Origin of the sequence: Desulfoluna sp. (genome assembly GCF_030145185.1) — a bacterium.
Taxonomy (GTDB): domain Bacteria; phylum Desulfobacterota; class Desulfobacteria; order Desulfobacterales; family Desulfolunaceae; genus Desulfoluna.
On the sequence record NZ_JAQYWB010000098.1, the window covers coordinates 1 to 16207 of the forward strand.

A 16207-nucleotide genomic window follows, 5' to 3' on the forward strand; every position below is an offset into this window, starting at 1 on the left:
AAATATCCGGGCTATCCCGGATATTTCATGAGAAAACAATCAGGACCAAGGAATAATCCGTAATGATAGTTCTTCGCAGCCATATTTTCAGTCGTTTCAAAAATGCAAAATGTAATCCACGGTATTCTGTCTGATTTTCTCACCCTTCGGGCGAGCCGGGTGCACTCATCTGCCGCGTTATCAGAGCTTTGAGGTAAACCACTACATCTTCAGCGCTGATGCCTTGCATATGAGCGCACCCAACTCGTGAAATATCCGGGCTATGAATATGGCTATCCGTGCATGTATCGATTATTCAAATACTAACTAATAACTTCATTAGAACAATCAATTTGATCTGCAATTCAAATCTTTATAGAAACAGAGCAAACTGAATAGAAATTCATATTGCACGAACAAATAACAGACCCAACAAATGTGCTCAATTAAACGGAGGCTTCAGGGAATCGGAATGAAAAAAAACGTCTTTGCTACAAGCTGGGGGATTGTTGCGGTGGGTGCCATCATCGGCATCCTGGCACCGCTGTTACAAAAATTTGGTAACCCAGGAAACATGGGAATCTGTGTGGCCTGTTTTGAAAGGGACATTGCCGGGGCTGTCGGCCTTCACCGGGCCGGAGTCGTGCAGTTTATGAGGCCTGAGATCATTGGTTTTGTTATCGGCTCGCTTGTTGCTGCCTATCTATTCAAGGAGTTCAAACCAAGAGGCGGATCCGCTCCCTTTGTACGTTTCATTCTTGGAATCTTTGCCATGATCGGTGCCCTTGTTTTCCTCGGCTGTCCGTGGCGTGCTCTTTTGCGACTGTCAGGGGGAGATTTCAACGCCGTTATTGGACTGCTCGGCCTTGTCTTTGGCATTTACATCGGGACCCTGTTTTTGAAAAACGGCTACAACCTCGGCCGAAGCCAGCCCACATATGCCTCCGCAGGCTGGCTGATGCCCCTGGCCATGGCCGGTTTCCTTGTCCTGCTCTTTGTCTTCCCACAGGTCAGCGGTGAGGCCAAAAGTGGAATCCTTTTTTACAGTCAAAAAGGCCCTGGCGCGATGCACGCCCCACTCCTGATCTCCCTGGGGGCTGGCCTGGCCATCGGCTTTCTGGCCCAACGAAGCCGATTCTGCACCATGGGCGCGCTGCGGGACCTCCTCCTGTTCAAACAAATGCACCTGTTTAACGGCATCCTCGCCCTGATCGTAACCTGCTTTCTCGCAAACCTGGCGTTTGGACAATTCCACCCGGGCATGACGGGTCAACCCGTGGCCCACACCCTCAGCCTCTGGAACTTTGCCGGCATGGCCCTTGCCGGGCTGGCCTTTGCGCTGGCAGGCGGATGCCCCGGGCGTCAACTCTTCCTTGCCGGTGAAGGCGACGGCGATGCGGCAATCTTTGTCATGGGCATGATCACAGGCGCAGCATTTGCCCACAACTTTGGCCTCGCCAGCTCACCCAAGGGGGTCGGCCCCCATGGGATCGCAGCCGTTTTTATCGGCATGGCCGTCTGTCTGTTCATCGGGTTCACCATGAGAAACCGCGGGTAAACATGGGCGCCATGTGTTGCATGCGTCCTTTAAAATAAGGAGATTTTAAATGAGTGATACAGTCGATGCAAGGGGGCTGTCCTGCCCCCAGCCGGTCATTATGACCCTGAATAAAATCAAAACAATGGGCAACGGCACGCTTGACATACTCGCAGATACGGAGACATCGAAAGAAAACATCGTCCGTGCAGCGGAAAGCAAAGGATGGGATGTTGCCGATATTTCTGAAGAAAACAACAGCTTTAAAATCTGTATCAAAAAGGGATAGATCTTGTTGTTTCGTTTATTCAAGAAATTAGTCACCCCTTCCTCCCCTTCCAAAAAAATCGGCCGTGGCATCCTGGTGTTTGAACACACCAGCGATGTCATCCGCGCCGAAAAGGTGCTCAAAGCAAAGGGGTGGAAGGTTGCCGTCATGGGTCCCCCGCCGGAAATCAGGACCGGGTGTGATCTTGTCATCGAGTTCCCCCTGATTGAAGAACTTGCCATTATAAAAACACTTCAAGAAAGCAACACCAGCCCCCTCCAAGTGGTTCCGGTGACCAGCGCTCTGCTCAACCCCGTAAACATCTACACCACCAGGGATTACGGGGATTATCTGATGGTCCGGGCCGCCAACATGAAAATCACGATCGATAAAAAAACGCTGACCATCGTCAATATATCTGGGGGAGGGTGCCCTGATGTGCCCTACCTTGCAGGGGAACTCGTAGGAAAACAACTCTCCGAGGCACCACACCCCGGAGACATCGGCCATACCCTGTGCGGATATGCCCTTCAGCTCGCCTATGAGGAGATAAAACGCCAATGCTCGCCGTTATAGGAACCGTTCCCGACCCCTCCTTCCCCCTGGTCGCCGGGCAGGTGGCGCTCCACGGTGAAGAGATCGTAATCCAGGGCCTGCGTGTTCGAATCAACAGAGGGACACCTGCCCTCCTCGCCTCCGCAGCCAAGATATGCGAAGCCCTCAATCTGCCCGCCCCCTTTGCCTACCTTGCCGGGGACAAAGGCATGGGCGACGGAAGCAAAGCCCTTTATGCTCACCTTGAAAAGGACCTGAAAGACAGAGCCTTTAAGTCTCTTGTTTTTCACTATCTCCAACCCGACGTGGACTGGCACGACAGAGTGCTCTTCGCCATTGACGAGATGTCTCCCCGCCCTTTGCTTATCGCCGACGCAGGCTTCATGTATGCCGCAAAAATGAGCGGGCAGGCCCTGCAGTACGACCTGTTCACGCCCGATGTGGGCGAACTGGCCTTCCTTGCCGACGAACTCGCCCCCCACCCATTTTATACCAGAGGCTTTATCCTGCATGACGACAGGCGCGTTCCCGACCTCATCCAGCGGGCCTATGTCCACGACAATGCAGCAAAGCACCTCTTGGTCAAAGGCGCTGAGGACTACATTGTCAAGATGGGAGAAACCATCAAGACAGTGGCTGCCCCCTCAAGCCCGGCCATGGAGGCCATCGGCGGAACCGGAGACATGGTAACCGGCATCGTCTCTGCCCTTGCGGCATCGGGAATGGACCTCACGGACGCCTGCGTTGCCGCGGCAAAGATCAGCAGAGGCGCTGGACAACGCGCCAACCCCTCCCCCGCCACCCAGGCCCTGGACATCATCGAGCACATTACGGAGGCCCTTGGCGAGACCTTTTCACAAAAACAGTCGAAGAAATCTATTTCATCAGCGATATAACCCGCATATTTCACGTTATCTCATGAAATATGCGGGCTCAAACCGGACCTCTGCAACAAGGTGGGACACCTTGCCGCTGGAATGATGGCTTTTTATATTTTACTGGCCCACTAACCAAGATCTGTCCTGAGCATTCGGGAAATACGTGGCATGCGCTCTATCTCCTTGCCTGTCAGGTCAGAAATACGGATATATTGATATATATTTTAAAATGAATTGTAACTATTCAGCTTGTCTTCTCCAGGTTGTCCGAGGCAAATGACAGAAAGATTCAAATGCCAATACGTCACGTCTTTTCATCACCGCGTAGGGTGCGGCTCCCGCACCTTCTACCTGCGCGGGAAAGACGAAAATCGCAGGGTACCGTCAAACCGGCCGGGCCCACAAAAACAGAAACAGATGGGTATCAAAAAGGCCGCCATGCTCCATGGAATCGTCTTCCCCGGCTCTCCGGAGAGTCGTTGCATACGGCTTGACCGCAACCTGAAACACCCTGCAACGCAGGAACAACCGGATGACCGGGGATCCATGCTCGGGTTACCTCACCATAAAAAGACACAACGCATACGCTTTCTCATAACCACCATGGATCCCCGCCTGCGCGGGAAAGACGAAAAGCGTAGGGTGCTGTCAGACCGGGGGCATAAAGAAAAAATGGATAGCTGAATAGTTACAATGAATTTAAATTAAAAAGGCAGGTTACTCGTCGAAAAAGAGTGTCTCACAAATGGGTATGGAGACCCAGCGAATGGTGCCTGTCCCCGTCGAACTTGGCCATGAATCGGCTCTCACATAGGTAAAAGACCAGAGAGATGGGGGCCAGATAAAAACAGAGGCATGCGCATCGCGCCTGTCCCTGTCCATTGACTTGCCCCTGTTTCCCTGTGATAGCGACCTACTCAGCCATTTTAACGCGGACCTTATTTCCAGCAATATGCGCGCCATCGATTTTTTTAATGGCCGCTTTGGCTTCTTGAGTTTTCGGCATCTCGACAAACCCAAACCCTTTGGATTGTCCGTTTTCTTTATCGATAACGAGGTCGCAGGTCTCCACCAAGCCGTGCTCAGTAAATATCTCCAGAAGTTCTGCTTCGGTGGTTGCACGGTTAAGATTTCGCACTAGTAATTTCATAGAAACACCTTGTATTTGTTATATTTTAAAAATCAGTAGGGTCTGGTCAAACAAAATAGCCTGTATCTTTTCAGATTCTTTACGATTGCCACGTTACCACACAAAACAACGGCAAAGAAAATTAAGGCAGCTGATTATTGTAACCCAGCCATCAAACAACTTCTACTAAAAAACAGGAAAATCAGGGAACAGGCGACTTGCGTCAGAAATTCAAAGAATTCAGGGGACAGGCGCCATGCGTCATAAACTGTTTTCTGGCCGGATTCTATCCTGACCATCCGGGGAATACGCAGAATACAAAGCATACGCCTCATTTCCCTGGGGTGTCCTGTCAGAAATACGGGTGCTGTATTGAAGAAATTTTAGAATTAGGATCCGTAAAAAAAGGTTCTATGCCGGGAACGAATGGTTCACAAATTGTAACTATTCAGCTCAAAAAAAACCTCCGGCAGCAAGGTGTGCCACCTTGAAAGCAGGTTGCGGATGCGTTTTGCCCCCATGTCACGGCGTAGCCGCAGGCGAAACGCATGGAGCCTGTCCCCTGTCGTCCGTCCCCTATCCCTGCCCTGGACCTCCGTCATGAAATACCCGGGTTAAAACGCATGGCGGCTGTCACCTGATCCATGATTCTGTGATTCATCTCTTTTACCTGACAAGGCAACAATAAACGAGATGCTCCAAGCGCTGACCAGGCTCATGAATATAAATACCAGTGAAAATCGCCAGCCGAAATAGGTGATCAGTACCGGAAAAAGCACTGGTTTTACCGCTCTGCATGACAAGAAATTTGCAAGGTAGATATCGGCCATGCCCTTTTCTTTCAATGTTTTAAGAAAAGGGAACCAGGCAAAGACAGGCCCCATGGAAACAATACCGGCGATGGATGAAAACATCATACCTGCGGCACCTCTCTTCTTACCCATGAACCGGGTTATATGAGCCGTAGATATATACATGTTCAGTAAAAACATCATAAAAAGGGAAATAAAAAGGGGAATGGCCATCTTGAGGGCAATGGTTTTTGCAATTCTGAGAGCCGGAATGATCTTCTCAGGAAAAGTGATCCACACAACAACATATGCGGCGGCAGCACAGGCCGGGAATATCCAGGATTTAAGCTGTTTTGAAAACTGCATTACCATACTCCTGTAAAAAAAACTGTCAGCAGTGATGCCGCAATGGTTATAATAAAAGCAGCCCCGTAACGTACCATGGTAAAGCGAAAACCCATGGATTGAACCTCCGCAGGCATCTGGACCAGGCCAATGCTCACCCATGACAACATCAGGGCACAAACACCGGCCCACCCCGCTCCCAGATTAAGCAAAGACTGACCAATGATATAGGAGTTAACTGGATTGCCGGCAAAGATACTCCCGGTGAACGTTCCGATAAGGGTATCCATCAGCGGATTTTTAGAGAAAACGTTCAGGATCAGCTCTCTGGATAAGAAGGCCTGAAGAAGTCCCATGATCATGACAACCCCCAGCAGAACGGGAAGCATGGAGGAAAACTGCTTCATGGTTTTTTTAAAAGCACTGCGTGCAACGTCTTTTTGCGATGTGGAAACCCTGGAATTATTGAGTTCTACATATTGATTAACCCGATCCTCAACACGTCCGCTGACACCGGTGATCACCTTAATACCACTTTTTTCAAGGGACTGGACAATATGGGGAGCGATATAACCGATCATCAACATTTTGGCTCCCCTTTCAAGCAGAAGGGTCAGGGCCTGGATACCGGAACCTGGTCCGACGGACATTTGTGGAGCCGATACGGCCTCAAAGCTCATGTCATCGGTGTCAACAACAAGGAGCCAGGCGGCACTGCTCATCCTCTCTTTGATCTGAGCATCGAGAGTATTACTGTCCACTGGAAAACCAATTTTCATATGTCTGCCTTTATTCTACTATTTATTCGATGTGTTGTTGTTTCTTTGGGTCTAAAACTCAAGCCAACGGGCGAATGGAAACACCAGGAAGAAACCCAGGGGACAGGCGCTTGGTATATCGTATATTAAATCTCATGTCATAGGGTTTTCTTCTCTCATGATTTTTGGCAAAAAGAATCGTTGTAACCCCGGTGATTCAATTTGAGTTTGAGGTGTAGTTGCAAATTGATGCCTGAACAGGCCGGTACAGAGGCCCCGGCGCCTGTCCCCTGCCTTCGTCCCCTGCCTTCTCCTGCCTCCCCTGGTTCCTGATGCCTTGAATATAAGTGTACCCGACTCGTTAAATATCCAGGCTATGTGTCACAGCCAAAATTCAGGATACCTTCGGCCTGCAGGGATATTATTGACAGCGAGCGCCACCAACAGCATTGCCATGGCACCCAATCCGGTGGGAATAAGCACATACAAATAGCCCAAATTATGTATTTGGGTGCTGCCGATGACGGCGATTAATGATGTCGCACCCCCGGGTGGGTGCAAGGTCTTTGTCGCATGCATTGCTGCAATGGAGGTGGCCACCGCCAGGGCACATGCGATCCACATGTGAGCCCCAAACAGCTTATAACACGTGACCCCGATTACCGCCGATATGACATGCCCTCCAATAAAGTTTCGCGGCTGGGCCAGTGGACTTCTGATGGCACCGTATATAAGCACAGCGGAGGCGCCGAAGGATCCAATCACCATGACGAAATCTGTTTTATCAAGAACGTTGTAATTTAAGAATGCCACAACGCTGATGCCGATGAATGCGCCGATCCATGACCAGACAATTTCTGAAAGACTAACCATTGGCGGGCTTTTTGTAACCCCTTTCATTTTCATAAAATAATGCATAAAACTGTCAACTTACTCCTTTGACTTTGGAAAAGGCGATCGAATCACATCAGTCCGTGAAACAATTCCCACAAGATTTCCCTCTTGGCTGAGAACAGGCACTCGGTTAATATTTTCTGCTGTAAAAAGAGCCATGATGTCAGAAACAGGGGTCGTCTCGCCCACCGTAATCGCTGGCGACGCCATAATATTTTCGGCTGTCTTCCCATAAAGCGGCACGGTAATACACTCGGTATTTCCCAACCCCTGCGCAATAACCTCCATAAAGGAGCTGCCTTTGGTTTTCTGGCCGCTCAAGAATAAAAAATCTTTCTCTGAGATAACCCCAATCAGTTCACCCTGATCTCCTGTCACCGGAACGCCGGATATGCCATGCAAAGACATCACCTCCGCCACCTCTCTTAACGGCGTACTCCTTTCAACGGAAATCACGTTTTTTGTCATGATATCTTCTGCAAGAATTGAATTGAGAAGACGCTCCGCAGCGTGATTGCATGCAAACAAATAGAGTTCTTTGAAATCACTCGGCGTAATATCTATATACCCCTCAATGTCCTTCATCGCCGTTAAAATGTCGTCATCAGAAATATCCATGATGTATTTTGAGTATTTTTTTTCAGTCATCTTTTTGCCTCTCTGGCCGTTGTCTTTAAAGAGGACTCTTCCCCGGTTTGTAAACAGGCTGCCAGGCTTCTATCCGATGTCCCTCTGGATCAAACAGATAAAACGCCCTGGCATTCCATCCATGATTTGTAACGATTCAGCTCATGAAAAAGGTATACCAATATGCCCTTGTAACGCATTGACTTAGGTCAATAACTGCAATAAATGATGGCTCTCTCCTCACGGCCCAGCTGCAACTTAATTTTCACAGCAGAAAGAGTCATTTAGCCTGTGTGAACAACTCAAGAATACTCGCCATCCAGCCCACCGCCAGGTGCCTGTCCAAGCCGACAACGTCTCCCATGACCAAGGAGGCAGAAGCAGCCTGGTGCAACGATCCCGTAAAATGATGTGAAGCCCTGAGCCTTGGTCTTTTCACAATTTTTGACAGTGATTTTTTTTCGAGCCAGAACGGCAGGTACAAGAGGCAAAGGTCGTGAAGATCGTGAAGATCGTTGTGGGAGAGCAAGAGGCCTGAATGCCGATTTGATCATCAGAGCCCGGCAGAACTTTTCATGGTTGAAAAGCTCTACCGGTTCATGACCGACTGTCGGTAATCAGATAGGCGGGGCGATGGTCACCAGGATTCGCATCTTGGTTGTTGAGCGGACCCCATGGGGCTCACGAATTTCCGAGACCAGCAGGTCCCCCTTCCCTGCTGGAATCTCGGTATCATCCGCGCCGAGAAAAAAGCCCTCTCCATCCAGGACCTGAATCGACAATTCCCCGTCAAGGTCATGGGAGTGCACGGGGAAAAGGACCCCTGCGTCCAAGTTGAAGTTGATGATTTTAAAAGACTCGGATTTTTCCACCAAGAAAAACCGTTTCATCTGACCGGGGGTGAACTCGTTGGTTTCATCGAGTTTGATGACTTTCATTGCGTGTCTCCTTATGTCATGGGGGATGGGGTGTAGACGCTTTCTCTGTTTTATCCGAAATTCTGCAATAAATTGCGCGTATGGTTACATTTCAGGAGAAAGAGTCTACGCTGAAAAATGAAAAAAGGCGGGCTTTAACCCGGATATTTCTCGAAGGGTGGGAAAATCAAGCCAAAAACTATGGGTTACATTTTGTATTTTTGAAATATCTACATTCTTCACAATAACAAACGGTAATGAAGAGTTATTGCATTGGAATAATCGCTTTCTCATGAAATATCCGGGCTAAGCCAGAATGGCATTGGAACACTGGAACCGCTGATACCTGAGGGTGGTTGAGTGTCCTTCCATTGAAGAATAAACAGGATAGATGCGGTATAGATTACATATTGTCTATATTATCAACCACAACAGCCCCCCACTTATAGTGTGTATGTTATTCAAAACTGACCACTTTGCCAAGGGTGTATATCAAGTGTGCTGTTCTCATTGTTCCACAACCTTCGTTATACGCCAAGAAAAAGCAGAAAGCAGAAAGCAGAAAGCAGAAAGCAGGGATAATAAGAAGAAGCAGAGAAGCTGGTACCAGATATTAAATCACATGTCATTGGGTTTTAGCATAAAACAGAAAATCGTGAATTACATTTTGTATTTTAAAACTATTCGAATTTTGTAACTATTCAGCTTAGGCCTCCGGCGGCCCTGATGGGGGATAAACTCTCGAAAAGCTGGACAAACAGGCATTAATCATCAATCGAGGTCATGGCACCTCAGGTCATCGGTGAATGTGATCACCCTGAGGAACAAAGGATGGGAGAATTCGCAATGCACTTTCAATGAAGCGCTTGGTGCCTGCCCCCCTCTCTTCCCTTCAGCATACACTCTTTGTTTGACAAACCAATATTACCATTGGTAATTATAGCACTTACAAGTCGCCAAGAGATTGATAATTATAACATTATATCTACACTACTTTTTCTTGACGATTTTGATAAATTAAGTAAAAAAGGCTTGCTGAGCTTGTATCTATTTAAATTTCGATACCACATAAAACTATGATGTATGATGAAAGTCCATTCACATTCTATACTTTGATGCGAGGATCGCATGAATTATGATGAAAAGTTAAAATGTTCTGAAATCTATGAAATATTTTCGGGTATTCAAACCAAACCTGAGAATTGGAATGAAACCGCCGTAGACCATTTGGCCGAAATAGTCTCAAAGGCGGCACACTGTACGAAAGGCACCAGATTTACCCCTAAACCGGTTGGTAGTATGCCTGGATGGGGGTGGTTAGTAGGGTATTGTTATGATGTCATCAAGAGTGAATCATTTCGTAATAAGCATAAATTTTATGACATCTGCATGAAGACGAGTGCGCTTGGAAAACGAACTGAAATTGAATTGGCCTTTGATTAATATGTTTCCACAGATATTAACATGCTAAAAAATGAGGTGAGCATTGAAGCGTTCTTATTTTATCTTTTTGCTGTTTTTTTTCTTTGCGGGCTGCCTTCAAAATAATGAATTTAAGGATTACCGGTACAATCCTTTTCAATTCCCTTACCCAGAGTATTACCTGAAAGCGGACAGGGTCGACCTCACAAAAAAAACACCCTTGGAGCCCCTGAAAAACCCCGTAAATATAAATTTCTTCGGCCTTACCACGGCCATAGAGTCCGAATGGTTCGATTCAGTGGGCGGGGCGAAAGGAACCAAAAAATACACGTTAAAAGGCAAGACGCGGTTTATTTTATACACAAACAAGGAGTTGCGCCTCGGGTGCGACGATGAGGGATCCGCCGCCCTGAATAGAGACTTTTGTTCAGGATTTCGATCATCAAAAGAGTTTTTCGAAAAACTATACACACTGACGCCAGCGGATTTGGAAGAGCTGACCCCATCGCTTATGGGTGACAGCTGGATTATTCATAGGAAAGGATGGCTCTTTGAAAGGACGAAAAACATCATGATCTACGAAAATCCCGATTTTATAGCATTCCGAAGAGATTTCAACGGAGGATCAAGAGGAAAGATCATGACGGAGATCCATCTCTTTCGCCCCCAAACAGAGACCACCTGGATCACCCTTGGCATGGAGGATTGCCCTGAGGCGTTTGTGGATCAGTTTTTATTAGGGTTGCATGTGAACGAGGGGTAACGCTTTTTTTTTGGGGGAAAGGAGATGTTTCAGGGGTATGCAGAGGGGTATGCAGAGGGGTATGCAGAGGGCTGGGTGATGGGCAATAAAAAAATCCCGATACCATGAGAGGTGCCGGGGTTTGTGATGTCACAAAAGGCTCTGACCAGCCTCACTTTCAGTGAACCTGCTTAAACTGAACACTATGGTGCCTGTCCACTGATAACGCGGCAGATGAGTGCACCCGGCTCGCCCAAAGGGTGAGAAAATCAGACAGAATACCGTGGATTGCATTTTGCATTTTTGAAACAACGGAAAATATCACCGTAAAAAACTGTAATTATGACTTATTACTTAGTCCTGATTGCTTTCTCATGAAATGTCCGGGATAGGCCCCTCCTGGTCCCTCTGTGTAAGATAAATATATTCCCCCTGGGCTCTGCCAGGGGAAATATATTATTTGACTAAACAGGAAACATTATACCTCTAAATTTTTAAATGAATCCGGTACTTCCTTATATCCTTTTGACATGACAGCACCAATGATGATTCCCACTGCAAGCCATGAAAATCCGATGACATAAGTCAGCTTCTCAAATCCTGAAAACACGAAAAGCAGGATGGCTATCCCGCATACGGGGCAAACCAGATATTTAATGATGTCGCCAAACGTGTGCCTTCTATCCTCTTTGATGAAAAAGAAAACGAAAACCGCTATGTTGAGCAGAATAAAAGATGATAATGCACCGAAATTAACCAGCCTTACCAATTGTGTAAGGTTCAGCAAAAGCGGAATAATACAGGAGATGACTCCGATAACCAGCGTGCCGACATAAGGCGTTTTGTATTTGGGATGAATCTTTGCAAATGCTTTTGGTATCACACCGTCTCTGCCCATGCCGTAAAGCATACGGGCGGCCGCTGTCTGAGCCGCCATGATATTGGCAACACCCACAGCCAGGATATTTATGACCAGCAATAGAACTCTGAACCCTTCTCCACCGGCTTTGGCAGCGGCATCGAAAAAACCTGTGGCAGGATTTATGTTTTGCCAGTCCGGCTGGATCAGTGCGGCGACATAAGTTTGGGCGATAAAGACCACGGCAATGCCGCCCATGGCGATGAGGATTCCTTTGCCGATATTTTTTTCCGGGTCGATGGTCTCTTCCGCAAGGGTACTGATGCCGTCAAATCCAAGAAAGGACAGACAGGCAATGGAAGTAGCCGATGCGATAAAATGGGCATTGATTTTTCCCGGCTGGTAAAGCGGGGCCACGGACAATTCCCCATATCCGCCACCACCCAGAACATATTTCAGCCCGATGATCAAAAAGAAAAGCAAAATGCCTATCTCCATGATGAACATGAACCAGTCAACGTTTTTTGTCATTTCAATACCGCGAATATTGACGACGGTATTAAAAACAATGAAAATCAATATCCAGACATACCAGGGAATCTGAGGTATCAATGAGACTCCCCAGGCGGCAACGATCACATAAAGTAAAGATGGAATGAAAATATAGTCCAGCAGGATCAGCCATCCCGCGATAAACCCCATATGGGGATTGATTCCCCTTTGGACATAAGCATAGACAGACCCTGCAATGGGAAATCGGCTGCTCATATGCATATAAGCCATGGCCGTAAAACTAATGGCTATCAAACCGATAAGATAGACCAGGGGGGTCAGCCCCCCGCTGGCAAGCTGAATTTCTCCGTAAATAGACATCGGCGCGATGATGACCATGAACAGCATACCATAGAGAACGACATCCTTCAGGGTAAGAGTTCGTTTCAGCTCCTGCTTGTAACCGAATTCCTCTATCCCGCCGGCACCAGTTGGTTGTGACATCTTGTTTCCTCGCGTTGTGCATTGCCCCTTTGGGGGCAGCAACCGTCATGGACCACCCGATCTGATGCAAAGCGTCAGGGCGCTGCCCGTGGCGATTGAATGGAATCAAAATCAATGGTCCTGTAAAAAGTCAAATCGATGGCTATGTAAAAATCTTGACCTGCAAGGCTCGGCATCCAGCCAGGTGCGAAGGCATACATTCAGTATGTCGAGGGTCTGGTCGGAGGTCATCACGCAGTAGGTGAAGACTTTTTTACAACGCCTTCAAAATGGGGGGCTTGATCATGAGTCCGGCCGTTCCACATGCAGCGCCAACAGCTAAAGTTTTAGCCTTTTGAGTGGATCGTGGATATTTTTCGACTCTTTCCGCATCTTGTGCAAGGTGGCCGACGTGATGATCAAGTCTCGAAATTTTATCCGATCAAAGGTTTGAATTGCGGCAGTTTGGGTGTCCCAAACCTGATTGCCAGCTCAACATGGCAGGGTTTGCATGCCTGATTGATTTCCATATCACTTTGGATAGACATATAAAGATAGGCATCTGTTTTGTCCCATCCATAGGCATTGCATATCAATCTTTGCAGCTCTTTGGATGCCAGTTTCGAGGCCGTTGGGAAATCATGGTCAGATGTATTTACATACCAATGAGTTGCGGTTTCCGTTACAGGCCAGTGGAGTTCAAAGTTCTTGATAAGTGACGTCTTGACCGTGACCTCGCCTTTTATTTCAATACCTGTACCGCACAGCTCGGAATCTCCCATTGTGGCATGCAGATCCCCCATCTGAAGCAGCGCTCCGGCAACTCTTACGGGAAAATAGACGCGTGCGCCTTTTCTGATCACCTTGCTGTCCATATTTCCGCCATGATTTCCGGGAAATCCGTCTCCCACAGGCTCGCCGTCAGGTGCGGTTCCAATAACCCCAACCATCGGATCTATAGGAATTTTCACCCCATTAAAATCAGCAACCTGGTCATGAATCTTTATCACCTTGGTCCTGTCTTCCATGTCATCACACAAGGGGCCACACCCCCTTGAAGTGCAAATAACGCCCTGATCCGCTACCTGAATGTCCAGAATATCAACGGCAAGAACATCCCCTGGTTCAGCACCATCGATATAAACCGGCCCGGTTGCGGGATTTGCCACGGAATAATCCATATTTAATACAAGGTCTTCTTCCGTATTGATCGTGTTTGAAAAACAATCCATTGTGTTGAAAACGAGGACTTCTCCCGCTTCTGAATGGATGACCGGCGTGTTGTCTTTTGAAAACTGGTAAACACATTTCTCAATAACTTGCATCTTCTCTCCTTGCTAAAAAAATAAAACCGACTGAAACACAAACGTTTTGGTAATGAACTTCGGGCTTGGTCATAAGAGGAACCATCTACGCGAAGAATTAGCCCAAAACGTTTTCAAACATCTGTAATTACGAGGTTAACTCTCAGTTGCTTCGAAATTCGATACAGACGGCTGAGATTATGAGCATCCCCTAATTTTTAGTACTACCAAAAAAAACACGATTTATTCATTAAAACCAAAGAAATATTTTGCTCATAAATATTTCCTTTGTCAAACTAAAATAAAGATTTTATCCTTACTCAATGCCACGCACTTAACGAACCGACTGATATCCATAGTGGAAACGATGAGTGAGCGGATTTTAACTGTAAAATGAGATAGTTCCCTTACAGGTTAAAGATTTTTGAAAATGCCTTCTTTTTTCGTATCCTGTCCCCTCGTACCTCAGGGCAAGGGAGGGGGGGCGGACGTCTAATTCCGATAACCCATAAAGCAGGAAGCAGGTAAGCAGCGGTAAGCAGGGGACAGGCGACATGCGCTTGATATGGAATCACATGTCATAGGGTTTTCTTCTCGCATGATTTCTGCCAAAAAAGCGTTGTAACCCCGGTGACTCAATCTGTGTTTAAGGTGTGATTGTCAACTGATGCCCGAACAGGCCGATGCAGGAACTAAAAACCATTTGCGACAGATACCGCAAGGACGTTTTCATGAGGGGGATTTCGTCATTGTCTTTTCTCCGCTGTAGATTAACGCAAACGAAAATAGAACGATTGCCCGATAGATTGAAAGGCATATAGCCCGGACATTTCACGAGTTGGGTGCGCTCATATGCATGGCATCAGAGCTGAAGATGTAGTGGTTTACCTCAAAGCTCTGATAACGCGGCAGATGAGTGCATCCGGCTCGCTCGAAGGGTGAGAAAATCAGCCGAAATACCGTAGATTACATTTTGCATTTTTGAAACAACGGAAAACATTACTGCAAAGAACTGTAATTACGAATTTTTTCCTTAGCCCTGATTGCTTTCTCATGAAATATCCGGGATAGGAAGAAGGCTTTAAAGACGGTTGGGTATTATTAAAAAAGGGGGCGGGGTGGGGAAAACCATTGCACTATTTTGCCACTGAAGTGGGGGCTGGGCGTTACACTATTCGTCACTTAACAAACAGCCCTTCCAGCAAACATGACAGCAAAAATAGGCACCGAATTCGTTTTGATCGTTCACAGACGACTGCCTTTATTGCGGATTTATCTGATACAACGACAGAAAACCGTCAGGCCTCTCTCAATCGCTTCATGGAGTACATGCCATCAAGCCCTTTGATCTTCCGGGGGATTCGTTCCCGGCTGCCATAAAGCCGATCCTTAAAGATTTCATAGGTTCCGAGAACAAAGGACTTGGAACCGATAATGCCCGAGTCGGTAAAATACCGGGATCGGGACCTGAACCTCCGGCTGCGATCCACTTCAAAATTTTTCTCTTTTTCGGACTGAAGCACCTGAGCCGAGATCGCGGCCTTGCCCCGTTTTTTAACCGCCCCCGCCTGATAGAGAAATTTGCGGTATTTTTGCAGCCGCTCAGCGCTCTCCACCCCAAACTCTACCAACCCGAAGTCCAAAGAGAGAAAATCGTCTCGATTTCCCGTCTGCACATGGTGCCCGATGGAGCACCAGCGGTAGTCCTCCGGACGCTTCACAATACCTGCCCTCACGGCATTCAAATCGATATACGCCAGGCAATTGATGACGGTCTCCCCTTTTTCCACAATCACGCTTTTAAACCGCTCGCCCCAAAGGGTACCCCGGCGCTTTTTCTTCCGATTGTAGTACCGGGAGAAGGTCTGCTTAATGTCCTTCACATACCACGACAAGCTAGAAAACCGTTCCCTGAAGGCCTCAAGCTGCCCTTCAGGAAACTCCGACCCTTTTGTCTGAAGAAGCATAAAACGCCGCCGCACCTCCTCATCCGAAAGCATCGCACCCGGGCTTACTTCTGCGAGGATGTGGAAGTGATTTCCTAACGCACTAAAACCCAACACCTCCACGGCATACACCATGGAAAATCGACGGATCACACGAACCAGCTCGTCTTTTTCAGAATCTTTAAAAGGAAGGCCGTCCAGCGCGGTTCGGCTGATCACATGATAAACGGTTTTCTGGCCGGGATCTGTCCTGACCATCCGGGGAATACGAGGCATACGCT

At 47.6% G+C, this 16207-nt stretch carries 15 protein-coding genes; 6 read left to right on the forward strand and 9 right to left on the reverse strand.

Features of this window, described 5'->3' with window-relative positions:
- Positions 1–451: 451 nt before the first annotated feature.
- Genes yedE through Q1Q75_RS20635 form a run of 4 tightly spaced genes read left to right on the forward strand, consistent with a single transcriptional unit; the run spans position 452 to position 3235 of the window.
- On the forward strand, positions 452–1537 hold the full coding sequence (gene yedE, locus Q1Q75_RS20620) for a YedE family putative selenium transporter (RefSeq protein ID WP_366945275.1): 1086 nt from the start codon (positions 452–454) through the stop codon (positions 1535–1537).
- A 49-nt stretch (positions 1538–1586) separates the two neighbouring features.
- The gene (locus Q1Q75_RS20625; protein ID WP_300674718.1) at positions 1587–1805 is read left to right on the forward strand and encodes a sulfurtransferase TusA family protein; all 219 of its coding nucleotides are present in this window, start codon (positions 1587–1589) and stop codon (positions 1803–1805) included.
- 3 nt (positions 1806–1808) lie between these two features.
- A complete protein-coding gene (locus tag Q1Q75_RS20630; RefSeq protein WP_366945276.1) occupies positions 1809–2360 on the forward strand; it encodes a DUF3343 domain-containing protein in 552 nt (183 codons plus the stop codon).
- Positions 2345–3235, forward strand: coding sequence for an NAD(P)H-hydrate dehydratase (locus Q1Q75_RS20635; protein WP_300674720.1), 891 nt, complete (start codon positions 2345–2347; stop codon positions 3233–3235). The genes Q1Q75_RS20630 and Q1Q75_RS20635 overlap by 16 nt, the downstream gene beginning before the upstream one ends.
- A gap of 895 nt (positions 3236–4130) precedes the next feature.
- Here the strand turns inward: Q1Q75_RS20635 and Q1Q75_RS20640 are convergent.
- The 6 genes from Q1Q75_RS20640 to Q1Q75_RS20665 all read right to left on the reverse strand — a co-directional run bounded on the left by Q1Q75_RS20640 (position 4131) and on the right by Q1Q75_RS20665 (position 8699).
- The gene (locus Q1Q75_RS20640; RefSeq protein WP_300674722.1) at positions 4131–4367 is read right to left on the reverse strand and encodes an RNA-binding protein; all 237 of its coding nucleotides are present in this window, start codon (positions 4365–4367) and stop codon (positions 4131–4133) included.
- Between the two features lie 593 nt (positions 4368–4960).
- Positions 4961–5503 (reverse strand): hypothetical protein, encoded by a 543-nt coding sequence (locus Q1Q75_RS20645; RefSeq protein ID WP_300674725.1) that lies wholly within the window; start codon positions 5501–5503, stop codon positions 4961–4963.
- Entirely contained in the window at positions 5503–6261 is a 759-nt protein-coding gene (locus tag Q1Q75_RS20650) for a NifB/NifX family molybdenum-iron cluster-binding protein (RefSeq protein WP_300674728.1), read from the reverse strand. Before Q1Q75_RS20650 ends, Q1Q75_RS20645 begins: the two co-directional genes overlap by 1 nt.
- 360 nt (positions 6262–6621) lie before the next feature.
- Positions 6622–7158 (reverse strand): HPP family protein, encoded by a 537-nt coding sequence (locus tag Q1Q75_RS20655; protein WP_300674731.1) that lies wholly within the window; start codon positions 7156–7158, stop codon positions 6622–6624.
- A gap of 12 nt (positions 7159–7170) precedes the next feature.
- On the reverse strand, positions 7171–7782 hold the full coding sequence (locus tag Q1Q75_RS20660) for a CBS domain-containing protein (protein WP_300674734.1): 612 nt from the start codon (positions 7780–7782) through the stop codon (positions 7171–7173).
- Between the two features lie 596 nt (positions 7783–8378).
- Entirely contained in the window at positions 8379–8699 is a 321-nt protein-coding gene (locus Q1Q75_RS20665) for a cupin (protein WP_300674737.1), read from the reverse strand.
- A gap of 1107 nt (positions 8700–9806) precedes the next feature.
- Between Q1Q75_RS20665 and Q1Q75_RS20670 the strand changes: the two genes are divergently transcribed.
- Complete coding sequence (locus Q1Q75_RS20670) at positions 9807–10121, forward strand: hypothetical protein (protein ID WP_300674740.1); 315 nt, start codon at positions 9807–9809, stop codon at positions 10119–10121.
- A gap of 619 nt (positions 10122–10740) precedes the next feature.
- The gene (locus Q1Q75_RS20675) at positions 10741–10863 is read left to right on the forward strand and encodes a hypothetical protein (RefSeq protein WP_300674743.1); all 123 of its coding nucleotides are present in this window, start codon (positions 10741–10743) and stop codon (positions 10861–10863) included.
- Positions 10864–11320: 457 nt separating this feature from the next.
- Here the strand turns inward: Q1Q75_RS20675 and Q1Q75_RS20680 are convergent, their stop codons facing one another.
- From Q1Q75_RS20680 to Q1Q75_RS20690, 3 genes are all read right to left on the reverse strand, one after another.
- Positions 11321–12697, reverse strand: a complete 1377-nt coding sequence (locus Q1Q75_RS20680) for an APC family permease (protein WP_300674746.1) — start codon at positions 12695–12697, stop codon at positions 11321–11323.
- Between the two features lie 413 nt (positions 12698–13110).
- Positions 13111–14001: an acetamidase/formamidase family protein gene (locus tag Q1Q75_RS20685; protein ID WP_300674749.1), complete on the reverse strand. Its 891-nt coding sequence runs from the start codon at positions 13999–14001 to the stop codon at positions 13111–13113.
- A gap of 1277 nt (positions 14002–15278) precedes the next feature.
- Positions 15279–16207, reverse strand: a 929-nt coding sequence (locus Q1Q75_RS20690; RefSeq protein ID WP_366945277.1) for a transposase, incomplete at its 5' end; no start/stop codon positions are given.

What these genes read in the sequence shown, in the direction of transcription:
- yedE (WP_366945275.1), top strand. Translation starts at nt 452, where the DNA reads ATGAAAAAAAACGTCTTTGCTACAAGCTGGGGGATTGTTGCGGTGGGT.
- Q1Q75_RS20625 (WP_300674718.1), top strand. Translation starts at nt 1,587, where the DNA reads ATGAGTGATACAGTCGATGCAAGGGGGCTGTCCTGCCCCCAGCCGGTC.
- Q1Q75_RS20635 (WP_300674720.1), top strand. Translation starts at nt 2,345, where the DNA reads ATGCTCGCCGTTATAGGAACCGTTCCCGACCCCTCCTTCCCCCTGGTC.
- Q1Q75_RS20640 (WP_300674722.1), bottom strand. Translation starts at nt 4,367, where the DNA reads ATGAAATTACTAGTGCGAAATCTTAACCGTGCAACCACCGAAGCAGAA.
- Q1Q75_RS20645 (WP_300674725.1), bottom strand. Translation starts at nt 5,503, where the DNA reads ATGCAGTTTTCAAAACAGCTTAAATCCTGGATATTCCCGGCCTGTGCT.
- Q1Q75_RS20650 (WP_300674728.1), bottom strand. Translation starts at nt 6,261, where the DNA reads ATGAAAATTGGTTTTCCAGTGGACAGTAATACTCTCGATGCTCAGATC.
- Q1Q75_RS20655 (WP_300674731.1), bottom strand. Translation starts at nt 7,158, where the DNA reads ATGCATTATTTTATGAAAATGAAAGGGGTTACAAAAAGCCCGCCAATG.
- Q1Q75_RS20660 (WP_300674734.1), bottom strand. Translation starts at nt 7,782, where the DNA reads ATGACTGAAAAAAAATACTCAAAATACATCATGGATATTTCTGATGAC.
- Q1Q75_RS20665 (WP_300674737.1), bottom strand. Translation starts at nt 8,699, where the DNA reads ATGAAAGTCATCAAACTCGATGAAACCAACGAGTTCACCCCCGGTCAG.
- Q1Q75_RS20670 (WP_300674740.1), top strand. Translation starts at nt 9,807, where the DNA reads ATGAATTATGATGAAAAGTTAAAATGTTCTGAAATCTATGAAATATTT.
- Q1Q75_RS20675 (WP_300674743.1), top strand. Translation starts at nt 10,741, where the DNA reads ATGACGGAGATCCATCTCTTTCGCCCCCAAACAGAGACCACCTGGATC.
- Q1Q75_RS20680 (WP_300674746.1), bottom strand. Translation starts at nt 12,697, where the DNA reads ATGTCACAACCAACTGGTGCCGGCGGGATAGAGGAATTCGGTTACAAG.
- Q1Q75_RS20685 (WP_300674749.1), bottom strand. Translation starts at nt 14,001, where the DNA reads ATGCAAGTTATTGAGAAATGTGTTTACCAGTTTTCAAAAGACAACACG.